This is a genomic window from Flavobacterium hibisci (assembly GCF_020026925.1).
GTDB classification, from domain to species: Bacteria; Bacteroidota; Bacteroidia; order Flavobacteriales; family Flavobacteriaceae; genus Flavobacterium; species Flavobacterium hibisci.
The window spans coordinates 127679-141372 of the sequence record NZ_JAIQDW010000005.1 but is presented as its reverse complement, the minus strand read 5'-3'; the positions used below and the strand labels follow the sequence as shown (position 1 = coordinate 141372).

The window sequence follows — 13694 nt, the reverse complement described above, 5'->3', positions numbered from 1 at the left end:
AAATCCCTTTCGGCTTTTTTATTCCAAAATTATAAATGAATTACCAAACGAAGCCAGGAGTTTTCAATTGTATGGAATGATACAAAACTCATTACTTCTTAGGTGGGGTTCTTTAGTTTCATTAATACCAATCGAATAAATGATAAATTAATATATAAAATAAAAATGCAAAAAACAGTTTACATTTTAATTTTAGGCTTTTTATTCACTTCAATTAGTGCACAACAATATAAAAAGCATATTCTAAGTAAAGATAAATTGGCTATTGAATTATCTGACGGTGTGCTAAACATAATTCCTCTTACCGAAAAATCAATCCGAATACAATATGAAATAGGAAAGTTAAAAGAAGAGCAAGATTTCGTTCTGATAAACAAATCAAACATTCCTAATTTTAAATTAAAAGAGTCTTTAGAAAATTTACAGCTTAGTACAAAAGGAATGTCTGTTTGGTTTAATAAAAAAACAGGAGTCATTAAATATAGTGATGCATCAGGCAAAGTTTTTTTAACTGAAAAAGCAAATTCACGAATATTAAAACCCACTATTATTATGGGCGAATCCTGTTTTATAGCCGAACAGGGTTTTGAATCTCCTAAAGATGAATATTTATTTGGATTAGGACAGTTTCAGGATGGTTTTTACAATCTGAAAGATGTAACCAGAAAGTTAATTCAGGTCAATACACAGATTGCTATTCCGTTTTTGGTATCCAATAAGGGATATGGTTTATTGTGGCATCAGTATGGCCTGACTTATTTTAATCCAACCAATCAAAATATCGACTTAATTAGAAATACAATAAATGAAGGTGAAAAACGTGAAGTTGAAGTAACTACAACTTCAGGCACACAAAAAGTTTCACAACAGCAATCCGTTTATTCCGGAACTTTTTCGATCGCTAAAGAAGGCAAATATTCGCTAATGCTGGATCTTGGAGATATGGATAGCCGCCATTTAGTTTTGATTGACGGCATAGATGTGATCAATCAATCTAATTTATGGCTGCCGCCAGCAGTGAGTAAATTAGTCGAATTAAAAGCAGGTGAGCACACTGTAAAAGTGGTTTGCAAATCTAGCAATACGCCATCTCTTAGTTTAAAACTAACTAATGATGAAACTGTTTTCAATTCGCCCAATGCCAAATCGCTAGATTATATTGTTTTTGCAGGAAAGAATACAGACGAAATCATAGCGAATTATCGTAACCTTACGGGAAATGTACCAATGCTGCCTAAATGGGCATTTGGATTTTGGCAGTGTCGCGAACGATATACCTCGGGAGAACATTTGGTTTCAACAATCAGAGAATTCAGAAAACGTAACCTGCCTGTAGATGTAATTGTACAAGACTGGCAATATTGGGGAAAGTATGGCTGGGGTGTTCCTAAATTTGATGAAACACATTATCCGGAGCCTGAAAAATTTATAAAAGAAATTCATGATTTAAATGCTCACTTTTCTATTTCTGTTTGGGAGAATTTAAATAAAGAATCGGAAATTGGTAAAGAATATGTGTCAAAAAACTTATTTATTCCCAATAGTCCATGGATTGACATTTATAATCCGGAAACGCAAAAAACACATTGGAACGTACTTAACAAAAATTTATTTACGCTTGGTGTTGACTCGTGGTGGATGGATGCCACTGAGCCCGAAAATGATGCGTTAAGAGGCAAGCAAACTTATTTTGGATTAGGCGATTTTTATAGGCTGACCTATCCATTATTTGTTAGCAAAGCTGTTTATGAAGGTCAAAAAAAAACAAATCCTGAAAAAAGGGTAACGATTCTAACACGTTCAGCATTTTTAGGACAGCAGCGATATGGAACAATTAATTGGTCAGGCGATATAGGATGGGACTGGGATGCTTACAAACGTCAAATTGTTGCGGGTTTAAATTACAATGTAACAGGCATGCCTTATTGGACTACCGATATCGGTGGATTTTTCCGTCCGGGATCAGGACAGTATAAAGATGAAAAGTATCATGAAATCCTGATTCGCTGGTTTCAATGGGCAGTTTTTAATCCAATATTCCGTATGCATGGTTATCAAACAGAAACTGAACCTTGGAAATATGGAGAAAAGGTAGAAAATAACATGCGTTCTATGCTGAATCTTAGATATCAGCTAATGCCCTATATCTATTCTGAAGCCTGGCAAATATCTAAGTATAACTCAACTTTAATGAGACCATTAATAATGGATTTTAATTATGATGCAGCTGCTGTAAGTCAGGCATATCAGTATATGTTTGGAAAATCATTGTTAATCGCACCGGTCACGGCTCCTGAAGTAACGAAATGGAATGTTTATTTACCAAAACAAAACGGATGGTACGATTTCTGGACCGGCAAAAGATTCGAAGGGGGACAAACAATTCAATTTCCCGTAACATTAGACAAAATACCAGTTTTTGTAAAAGAAGGCTCGATTGTGCCTATCGGAAATGTAATTCAGAATACAAAAGCTAAACAGGATGAACTCGAAATTCGAATCTATGCAGGTAAGGATGCAAGTTTTACTTTTTATAATGATGAAGGAGATAACTACAATTATGAAAAAGGAAAATATATCGAAATTCCAATCACTTGGAATGAAAAGAATCAAAGTTTAACTATAGGAAAACAAATTGGTAGTTATAATGGCGAGACGAAAACATATACAATGAATATTGTATGGATATCTGCAAAACAAAAGAGTGATATTCCTAAAAAAGTAAAATATACCGGCAAGGAAATTTTGATAAAAATGTAATTAAACTAAAATAAGAAAACCATATAATTATTTATAACCAAAAAAACTATGACCATGAAATTAAATATCAGGATTTTATTGGTGTTTTGTTGTATTTCAACATTTGAAATAACAGCACAGAACCCTATCATTAAGCATATTTTTACTGCTGATCCTTCACCTATTGTCCACAAAGGTACTTTGTATTTATACACAGGACACGATGTAGCAACCGAAGCCGATACTAATTATAAAATGGCCGACTGGCATGTGTTTTCCACCACTGATATGGCAACATGGAAAGATCATGGCGCACCACTTTCGCCAGGTACTTTTTCATGGGCTACAGGGGATGCGTATGCAGCTCAGTGCATTGAAAGAAATGGTAAATTTTATTGGTTTGTTTCCACATTTCATAAAAAAGATGATGTGAGTGGAGGCGGAGCAGCTATAGGTGTTGCAGTTTCAGATAAGCCTACCGGACCTTTTAAAGATGCGATAGGCAAAGCCCTTGTAATTAATGAAATGACAACAGACATGAAACATTCCTGGGATGATATCGATCCTACAGTAATGATTGATGACGATGGACAGGCCTATATGTATTGGGGAAATGCAAGCTGTAAATGGGTGAAGCTTAAAGAAAATATGATTGAGATTGATGGTCAAATTAACTATTTAAAACCAAAAAACTTTATAGAAGGACCCTGGATATACAAAAGAAAAAAAATGTATTATTTAGTATATGCCAGTAAAGGAGAAAAGGCAGAAACAATAGAATATTGTACATCAGATAGTCCAACCGGACCTTGGAAACATCAGGGTTTAATACAAGAAAATGTAACCAATAGTTTTACAACACACCCTGGAATTATAGATTACAAAGGCAAATCATACTTTTTTTATCATAATGGAAGTTTACCTACTGGAGGAAGTTACAGGCGTTCTGTTTGTGTAGACTACATGTATTATAATCCAGATGGAACTATTCAAAAAATAATACAGACTACCAAAGGGGTAGATAAAATAAAATAAAATAATACTTATTATTTAATTTAACGAAAATAATCATTCTCATTTCTATTTGAATGAAAAACTTTGAACTTGAAGTTCATTCCAGATTAAAATTAAAATAAAAAATATAAAATGAATACAAAATTTAAAAGAGACTCGCATGCTAAAATCCTTATTTTAATACTTATTTTCGGATTGTTTGTGCCGGTTTTAGCGATTTGCCAGAATAAAAAGAAAGCAGAAAAATCAAAGGCTGAAATTCCGCATTATCGCAATCTGTTTAAAGAAGCAGGGTATAGCCAGGACGAAATAGATAAAAAAGTAGCCAAAGCTTATTATGATGTTTTTGAAGGACCAAATAAGGTTTATTTTGAAGAAGGTGATTCTTTAGGATATGTTTCTGATGTAAAAAATAAAGATGCACGTACTGAAGGAATGTCATACGGAATGATGGTTGCAGTTCAGCTCGATAAAAAAAAGGTTTTTGATCGTCTCTGGAGATGGTCAGTAAAATACATGCAGCATCAGGATGGACCAAGAGAAGGCTATTTTGCATGGAGTGTAAATCCTGAAACTAAAAAACAAAATTCACCTGGCTCTGCATCAGACGGAGAATTGTATTACGTAACCAGTTTGCTTTTTGCTTCGAACAAGTGGGGAAATGATACCGGGATTCATTATTACAATGAAGCACGAAGAATATTAGATGCCATGTGGAAAAAAGATGGTACTGGTAATATCCATAATATCATTAATACAGAACACAAACAAATATCATTTGTGCCAGAAGGGCGAGGATACGAATGGACAGACCCATCCTATCATGTTCCGGCATTCTATGAAATATGGGCTTTGTATGCCAAAGACGGACATGAAGAGTTTTACAAAGAATGTGCTGAAGTTTCCCGTAATTTTCTGCATAAGGCATGTCATCCCGTAACAGGTCTAAATTCAGATTATACAGAGTTTAGCGGAGAACCACATCCTACACCATGGATGCCAGCAGGATTTCGTTATGATTCCTGGCGTGTTCCTATGAATATTGCGATGGATTATACCTGGTACGGAAAAGATAAAAAATGGCAGGAAGAATATGCTGTGAAATTTCAAAACTTCCTTAGGTCTAAAGGGATAGAAACATTTGTAGATCAATACAATCTTGATGGTTCCACACCAGATTTTATTCTGCAGGCCGGACCAGTCAAAAAACTCAGACACTCAATAGGATTAGTAGGGACTTCAGCAACAGCATCATTAGTTAATCCAGATAAAAAAAGCATTGATTTTGTTCACGCGCTTTGGAAGGCCAAGCTTGAACCTTATGAAGATGGTTATTTTGATCCCTATTATGATGGGTTAATGTATCTCTTCAGCTTAATGCACCTTAGCGGGAAGTACCAAATCATACCTCCGACAGTTAAATAAATTTTTAATCTAAAAAAATAAAAATATGAAACAATATGCAGTCGTAATGCTATACGCATTTATTTTATCAGGTTTTGCAGGTTTTTCGCAAACAAGTCAGGCTTCCATTGCTGAGGATTTTAAACCTTCAACCCTTAATCAGCCAGGCCAGGAATATCCTCAGGTTAATTCTCAGGGTTATGCGCGTTTTCAAATTTTGGCTCCTGAAGCTAAATCTGTTGTTGTAAGTCTTGGTTTAGGTGGTGCAAAAGGAGGAACTGCTCTCACAAAAAGTGAAGATGGCTATTGGAGAGGCACCACAGCCAATATCATGGATGAAGGTTTTCATTATTATCATGTAACTGTCGATGGAGGTGTTTTTAACGATCCGGGTGCACTCAATTTTTATGGCTCTACCCGTTGGGAAAGCGGTATTGAAATTCCGGCACATGATCAGGATTTTTATGCACTAAAAGATGTTCCGCACGGAAATGTACAGCAAATCCTTTTCCCTTCAAAAAGCACTAATACATCCCGCAGGGCATTTGTTTATACACCACCTGGTTACCATAAAGACAAAGCTAAACAATATCCGGTTTTGTATTTGCAGCATGGCTGGGGAGAAGATGAAACCGCGTGGAGCAATCAGGGACGTGTAAATTTAATCATGGATAATTTGATTGCAGAAGGAAAAATTAAACCCTTTATCATTGTAATGACTTACGGAATGACGAATGAAGTGAAATTTGGTAGTTTGTCAAGTTTCAAAATAGAACCTTTTCAAACGGTTCTTGTAGATGAATTAATTCCGTATGTTGATTCCAATTTTCGTACAGTTGCCAATCATGCGAATCGTGCAATGGCAGGCTTATCAATGGGAGGCATGGAAACAAAAAGTATAACACTTAATAAACCTGAAGTTTTCTCTCATTATGCACTTCTTAGTGGAGGAACTTATAAACCAGAAGATATTAAGGATAAATCAAAAGTAAAACTTATCTTTTTAAGTTGTGGAAGTAAAGAACGTCCTGATGGTGTTAAAAGTGCAGTATCAAGTCTTAAAAGTGCAGGTTTTAATGCTGTTTCCTACATTTCTGATAACACAGGACATGAATTTCAGACCTGGCGCCGAAGCTTTAAAGAATTAGCTCCACTTTTATTTAAATAATAGATTTTTAATTGGATGAATCTATTGATCTGAGTAAATACAAATTTGCTGATGAATTATTTAGAGAATAGCTAATATTTCATCAGCACTATTCTTTTTAATTCAAAAAAGAATTTTATCGAAAGTGGCAATACTTTTTAGCTTTACTGATTTGTCTGTAAAAAATAAATTAAACTTTAAAAAACTAAAAATGAAAAATAATCTTTTTATAGTCCTTTTAATTTTCTGCCTATATTTTCAATTAGTTTCGGGGCAGGAAACAAAAATAACGGAAGATTTTAAGCCATCATCAGTCAATCAGCCTGAAAAGAAATTCCCTCAGGTTAATTCTCAGGGTAGGGTTCGTGCCAGTATTGCTGCGCCAAATGCCAATAAAGTCCAGCTTGATCTGGGCGGTGTTAAGTATGATCTGGTAAAAGATGCCAATGGGGTATGGACAGGGGATTCTAATCCGCAGGATGAAGGATTTCATTATTATCAGCTAAATATAGATGGGGCTTCTGTTCCGGATCCGGGAACTTTATATTTCTATGGTGCCGGCCGATTAGGAAGCGGAATAGAGATTCCTGCTAAAGATCAGGATTTTTTTTCGCTTAAAAATGTAGCTCATGGTCTTGTTAGTGAAAATATTTACTTCTCAAAACTAACAAATTCATTTAGACGTTGTTTTATCTATACACCACCTGGTTATAATGAAAACATTAAAACACGTTATCCGGTTCTTTACCTACAACACGGAAGTTTTGAGGATGAAACAGGCTGGTCTTCCCAGGGCAAAGCAAATTTGATTTTAGACAATCTGATTGCTGCAAAGCAAGCAACTCCTATGATTATTGTAATGGATAACGGATATGCTTATAAACCACAAAATAATCAGGGAGACAAAAAAGAGCAATCAGCATCTGTTTTTGAAGAGGTATTCATCACTGAAGTAATTCCAATGATTGATGCAAAGTTTCGAACTATCTCAAATCGCGAGAACAGGGCAATTGCCGGACTTTCTATGGGTGCAAATCAAACGATGAGAATTATGATGAACCATCTGGATACTTTTTCTCAATACGGCGGATTTAGCGGTACGTCAAATTACCCCAATACAGATGCAATTGATGTTTCTACATTTTTAGAAGGAAAATATAAAGACGGCGATGCTCTCAATAAAAAAATAAAACTTTTTTGGTTAGGCTTAGGTACTAAAGAACCTGTTCCTTTCCCAAAATCTGTTGGCGCATTCCGAGCGATGTTAGATCAGCAAAAAATTAAATATGTATATTATGAATCTCCTGAAACAGCTCATGAATGGCTTACATGGCGAAGATGTTTATACCAGTTTGCTTCAAAATTGTTTAGGTAAAATTTATATCAAATAATTACGCAATTTTAGTTTTGTGTTACTGAAAAAATCAGGATTATAATTATGAAGAGTTTTTTATTCATCACGGGAATTTTGGTTAATGTAACTGTTGCGTTTGGACAAACAGCAAATGACACAGTAAAAACTCACCATCTTGCTCCTGTGACAATTGAAGCTAATAAAACAGCACAAGATATTCAGCGACTCGAACCTATAGAAGGAACTTATATTTTTTCGGGAAAAAAAACGGAAGTGATTGATATGACACAAAAAAATGCTGCCATAACGGAAAAATATGGCCGACAGATTTTTGCGAAAATTCCCGGAGTATTTGTTTATGATATGGACGGGACAGGTAATCAGTTAAACATTTCTACCCGCGGACTTGACCCTCATCGGAGTTGGGAATTCAATATACGTAAAGATGGGATTATTACTAACTCTGATATGTACGGCTATCCGGCCAGTCATTACAATATTCCTATGGAAGGGATAGAACGTATTGAATTAGTCAGAGGGACAGGGTCGCTTCAATATGGTGCACAGTTTGGTGGTATGATTAACTATGTAAGCAAACAGCCGGACACGATAAAAAAAAATACTTTTGAAACGATAAATACATTGGGATCATACGGTTTGATAAGCACATACAACAGTATATCTGGTAAAATAGGCAAGTTTAGGTACTCCGCATGGATAAATGGTAAATGGATAACAGGTTATAGGGAAAACAGTGATTCGGGTTTTGATGCTCAGGGCGTATCTCTTTTTTATGACGCTACAAAAGAGCTAAGTCTTAAATTAGAATGGACACATTCAAATTATATTACGCACATACCGGGACCGTTGACTGATAACATGTTTAAGGACAATCCAAAAATGTCAACACGCTCAAGGAATTATTATCAGCCAAATATTCACGTTCCTTCTTTAACAGCTGATTGGAACATCGCTTCTTCAACAAAACTGCGATTCACAACTTCGGCTGTTCTGGGAGAAAGAAATAGTGTGATGTTTGATAAACCCGCCAACATTCCTGACGAGATTGTGCCTGCTACCCTTGAATATAATAACAGACAAGTTGATATTGACCATTTTAATAGTTATACAACAGAGTTGAGGGTTCTCCAGTCTTATAAATTTCTAAATCAAACCAATTCAATTGCGGCTGGATTACGATATATGAATAATGATTTGCACCGACAGCAGCAAGGCAAAGGAACAACTGGAACTGATTTTGATTTATCCCTTGTATCACCAGGCTGGGGCAGAGACCTGCATTTTAAAACGAGCAATATTGCATTTTTTGCAGAGAATCGATGGCTATTTACCAAACGATTCTCCTTAAACACAGGAGTTAGAATAGAAAACGGTGAAACCAATATGACTGGTATTATTAATGATTATTCAGACACGGAACTGCCTAATAAAATACGGCATAGCTTTCCTTTGTTTGGTGTAATTACACAATATGACATAACAGACGATATCAATATTTATGCAGGGTGGTCACAAGCTTACCGCCCTGTTATTTTCAAAGACATCATTCCACAATCTGTTTATGAAGTAAGTGACAAAAACTTAAAAGATGCTTATGGATATAATACAGAATTTGGTTTTAGGGGAAAATATAAATTTCTTAAATGGGATGTTACGGCATTCTGCGTGCCATATAACAACCGTATGGGAATGCTTGCTCAAACTGATAAAGATGACAATCTGATTATTTTCAGGACCAACATTGGTGACTCACGAACTAAAGGGATTGAATTCTTTTTAGAAGGAGACTTTTCTTTAGGTAAGAAAACCAGTTTATCGCTTTTTACATCTACTTCTTTCATGGATGCGCGCTATCAGGATGCTACAATACGATCAGGCAATAGTAATGTAAGCATTAGAGGGAACAAGGTTGAAAGTGTTCCTAAATGGATTTCAAGAAACGGGATTACTGTGAATTATGATTTAGTTAGTTTATCGGTATTATACAGTTATACTTCTGAGAGTTTTGCGGATGCACTTAATACTAGTGTCCCGTCTGCAAGTGGCGCAGTGGGATTAGTACCAGCATATCAGCTGCTTGATTTAAATTTTGCAGTCCGAATTACAGAAAAAATAAAGTTTCAATTTAACATTAACAATGTCTTAGATGAACACTATTTTACCAAGCGACCACAATTTTATCCTGGGTCGGGTATATGGCCATCAGAGGGAAGAACTTTTTCCGGAACTCTATCGATAAAAATATGACAAACCCCCAAAATGGCCTACATCATTGCGAACTGACTCTAAGTCCATTTGTTGTTTTATCTGTACAGAAATGCCTTTACCAGTTTTCATCTCTTCTTTAAAGTAAATTAATTTTCAGGTAAATTTTATTTATTTAAAGTGTTGTTTGTGTGTATTTTAGCTTTTTTTTTATTAAATTTGATATAAGAATTTAGGTCGATAATCATTATGGAAAAGTTAAAACGCCCGGTTTATCTAAAATCTGATACTGATGATTTTTTTAAAAAGATTAGAAAAGAAGTTAATGAAACTGTTTTGCAGAATTCATCCTTATACCTCTTGAATATTATAAAGTCTCTGGGACTTATTATTGCCTTCTTTTTATTTTATGCCTGCATTCTCTGCTTTGGGAACAGTACTCTTTTATTATTTTTATTTTACATTTTATGTGGAATTACGATGATTGTACTGTTCATCAATGCATTTCACGATGCTGCACACGGAGCATTGTTTAAAAAGCAAAAACATAATCAGTGGTTTATGTATGTTTTGGAGCTTTTTGGAAGTAATCACTGGCTTTGGACCCGCCGTCATATTAATCTTCATCATGCTTATCCCAACATTCCTGATTGGGATGTTGATATAAGGCAAAGTGATATCATCAGAATATTTCCTAACAGCCCTTTATTTAATTATCATAAATATCAGTATATCTATATGTGGCTTATTTATCCATTGTACAGTCTCAATTGGATTTATATAAGGGACTTTAAAGATTTTTTTGGTAAAAAAGATAATTACGTAAAAAAAGTAGTAGATAAAATTCCAGTAACAGAGGTTTACTTGTTATTTGCAGCAAAATTGGTTAATCTTTTTTATTTGCTTTTCCTTCCGATGTTTTTGTTAGATCAACCCTGGTACATGGTTTTACTTGCATGGATTGCAATGCATATGTGCGGAAGTGCTCTTGGTGTTGTGGCACTCGTTTCGACTCATGTTGATGAAGATGCACAGTTTCCTGTTGCAGATGTTGAGGGGAATCTTTCTGCTACCTGGGCTTTGCATCAGATGATCGTGACTAAAGATTTTAGTACCAACAGCAAATTAGCTAACTTTTTGTATGGAGGTTTTACGCATCATGTGGCACATCATCTTTTTCCTGGTGTTGGACATACTTACTATCCTTATATAACCCCTATAATAAAGCGATATGCTAAAGAATATAATCTTCCTTATACTTCTTATCCATTTTATCATGCTGTAAGGTCCCATTTCCGAATGCTTAAGAATAAAGGAATAAAAGAAAATATTATGATGGCAGGAGAGATATAAAAAAAATGTTTTGTTTATATTTACCTAAACACAGTGAATTTTTACAATGAAGTCAACAGTACAGGTAATTTCATATTCAAACTTTTTGTTTTTTTTAGTTTCTTTTTTTTGGATAATTTCTTCAAGCGCTCAGAATGAGGTATATGAAGATGTCTCTCTGACTGATACTACTTTCGTCAATTTAAAGGATTACAGTAAAGATTTTATCTACGATATGAAATATGCTACTGAGGATAATTTTTTAAAAGCAAAAGTGTATGATTGTGCCGAATGTTTTTTGCGTTTAAAGACTGTTCAGGCTCTGATAGAAGCCAACAAGGATTTTATAAAGAAAGGCTATAAAATTAAACTTTATGACTGCTACAGACCATTATCTATTCAGAACAAAATGTGGCAGATAGTTTCAAATCCGGAGTATGTGGCAGATCCAAAAAAAGGCTCCATCCATAACAGAGGAGGAGCCGTTGATATTTCTTTGGTTGATTCTAAAGGTAAAGAAGTTGATATGGGAACTCCCTTTGATTTTTTTGGGATTCAGGCAAGTCATAATTATACTAAACTTTCTAAAGAAGTATTATCGAATAGAAAATTCCTTAAAAAAGTAATGATTAAAAACGGCTTTAATTCTTTTGATTCAGAATGGTGGCATTATAATTTAAAAACAGGTTTAAAAGATAAGGTTTCTAATCAAAAATGGGATTGCGAATAATTATTCCACACATCTGATATTTTCCATAAAATAAGTAGCAGGCTTGTATGTTTTTCCGTTCATCTCTGATGTAATTTCACCCCTTATGATATAATCTTCGGTTGCCGTTAAATATTTAATTCGCATAATGGTTACAGGCGATTTCTTCAGTTCTTCATAATTATCTTTCATAAACATAAAAATACCGGTATTGATCCGGTTATTAAAATCTTTATCATGAAGTAGGGTTCCGCAGTTTTCCTGATTGACATGTAGTAAGGTAACAACTTTACCATTCTGTAATTGTAAAAATACTTTTGAGTTTTTATCAAAACAATTGGCTTTTATAAAATCCTTGCTTTTTTGGATCAATTGTAAGTTTAATGTTGGCAAACCGTCAGTTTGCGCCAAAGAAAAAAAGATATAATCAAAAGTGTTTCCAAAGTTTTTTTCACTTACCAGATATTCATTTGTAACTTTATAAGTACCAATTGAATCTGTTACGTTTGTACTGTATTCACAAGGTTTTTGGGCAAATGTGCTATAAGTTAACAGAAAAAAAGCTAGTGTAATTAAATATTTCATTTTTTAAGTTATTTTTCTGCAAATTAAAACTATTTTACTATTATTTTTATCAGTTGTAAAAAAACAATACAAATTCCCTCCATTTTTTATTTTCCATTTTTTTCGAATGTTTTCTACTGTGTCAGGAAAATTACGTGTTGTAACATTTGCCTGTTGATTTAAAAGTGTTGTTTTCATATCATTTTTGCTATATGAAATTACTTTCTCGATCTCAAAAGTTCGTCCCGGAAAATCAATTAATTCATCTGAAGTATATAAATGGGAATTTTTGTGGAGTTTATTTATTTTGAATGAATTGCTAACTTCATCAAATCCTCCTGACTTCATAATGGCTGAATTAGGCTCATACAGAAACTTTTGAGGTAAATGGTAGGATGGATACTCAAATTCACCCATAACAAATTCGAAAGTTTCAGTTTTATCCTTTAAAAGATTAGCTGTTTTTATAGTAATGTCACCAGAATAGTGATGGTGTATTTCAAAAAGCAATTCTTTTACTTCGTTTTCCAAAGCTATGATATGGATATTCTTTACAAATTTTAATTCAGATAACCCTGCAGAAATATCTAATAATGGTGCAGTTTTAATTAAAATTGAATCTGTTTTTTCGAAGTAAAAATCTAACGATTCCGAAACATTTGGCAAGCAGTCTTTCAGCATGAAAACTTTGCCTTTAGCATCATTTCTACGGGATGGATCAATATAAATCCAGTCCCATTTTTGATTAAAATTACTTAAAATATTCATTGAGTCATCTTCATAAAAAGTGCAGTTCCCAACTTTTAGCTGCTCAAAATTATGTTTTACAATTGACGATAACTCTTTATTTATTTCACAGTGTGCTATTGTTTTGAACTTCTTAGAAAAATAATAGTCATCTACTCCAAAACCACCGGTTAAATCAATTAAAGATTCTCCGGAAATCAAAGAAGATTTGTGAGCAGCTGTTTTTTCTGAAGAAGTTTGTTCAATTGAGATTTTGCTTGGATAAATTATATTTTCTTCCACAAACCAAGTCGGAAGTTTTTCTTTGGCTTTTGTTCGCGCTTCAATTTGATTTAAAATTAAAATCCAATCCACTTGTAGAAACGGATTTTTCTGCAGCGCCAATTTTGTTACATCTGCTCCAGTATTTTGAATTATAAATTTCTGTATATCTGGATGCAAAATAGAAGTATTCAAAG

At 34.2% G+C, this 13694-nt stretch carries 10 protein-coding genes; 8 read left to right on the top strand and 2 right to left on the bottom strand.

Going from position 1 to position 13694, the window contains the following annotated elements; translation table 11 throughout:
- Positions 1–165: 165 nt before the first annotated feature.
- From K8B81_RS07565 to K8B81_RS07530, 8 genes are all read left to right on the top strand, one after another.
- The gene (locus K8B81_RS07565; RefSeq protein ID WP_223680513.1) at positions 166–2760 is read left to right on the top strand and encodes a glycoside hydrolase family 31 protein; all 2595 of its coding nucleotides are present in this window, start codon (positions 166–168) and stop codon (positions 2758–2760) included.
- Between the two features lie 54 nt (positions 2761–2814).
- Positions 2815–3774: a glycoside hydrolase family 43 protein gene (locus tag K8B81_RS07560; protein WP_223680511.1), complete on the top strand. Its 960-nt coding sequence runs from the start codon at positions 2815–2817 to the stop codon at positions 3772–3774.
- Positions 3775–3885: 111 nt separating this feature from the next.
- The gene (locus K8B81_RS07555) at positions 3886–5178 is read left to right on the top strand and encodes a glycosyl hydrolase family 8 (RefSeq protein ID WP_223680509.1); all 1293 of its coding nucleotides are present in this window, start codon (positions 3886–3888) and stop codon (positions 5176–5178) included.
- A gap of 25 nt (positions 5179–5203) precedes the next feature.
- On the top strand, positions 5204–6325 hold the full coding sequence (locus K8B81_RS07550) for an alpha/beta hydrolase-fold protein (RefSeq protein ID WP_223680506.1): 1122 nt from the start codon (positions 5204–5206) through the stop codon (positions 6323–6325).
- Positions 6326–6515: 190 nt separating this feature from the next.
- Positions 6516–7679 (top strand): alpha/beta hydrolase-fold protein, encoded by a 1164-nt coding sequence (locus K8B81_RS07545; RefSeq protein ID WP_223680504.1) that lies wholly within the window; start codon positions 6516–6518, stop codon positions 7677–7679.
- Between the two features lie 63 nt (positions 7680–7742).
- Positions 7743–9926, top strand: a complete 2184-nt coding sequence (locus K8B81_RS07540) for a TonB-dependent receptor family protein (RefSeq protein WP_223680502.1) — start codon at positions 7743–7745, stop codon at positions 9924–9926.
- Positions 9927–10133: 207 nt separating this feature from the next.
- Positions 10134–11237, top strand: a complete 1104-nt coding sequence (locus K8B81_RS07535) for a fatty acid desaturase family protein (RefSeq protein ID WP_223680499.1) — start codon at positions 10134–10136, stop codon at positions 11235–11237.
- A 46-nt stretch (positions 11238–11283) separates the two neighbouring features.
- Positions 11284–11946, top strand: coding sequence for a M15 family metallopeptidase (locus K8B81_RS07530; RefSeq protein WP_223680497.1), 663 nt, complete (start codon positions 11284–11286; stop codon positions 11944–11946).
- On the opposite strand, the gene K8B81_RS07525 is transcribed toward K8B81_RS07530, so the two are convergent.
- On the bottom strand, positions 11947–12510 hold the full coding sequence (locus K8B81_RS07525; protein ID WP_223680495.1) for a hypothetical protein: 564 nt from the start codon (positions 12508–12510) through the stop codon (positions 11947–11949).
- A gap of 3 nt (positions 12511–12513) precedes the next feature.
- Positions 12514–13692, bottom strand: coding sequence for a class I SAM-dependent methyltransferase (locus K8B81_RS07520; protein WP_223680493.1), 1179 nt, complete (start codon positions 13690–13692; stop codon positions 12514–12516).
- Positions 13693–13694: the final 2 nt, after the last annotated feature.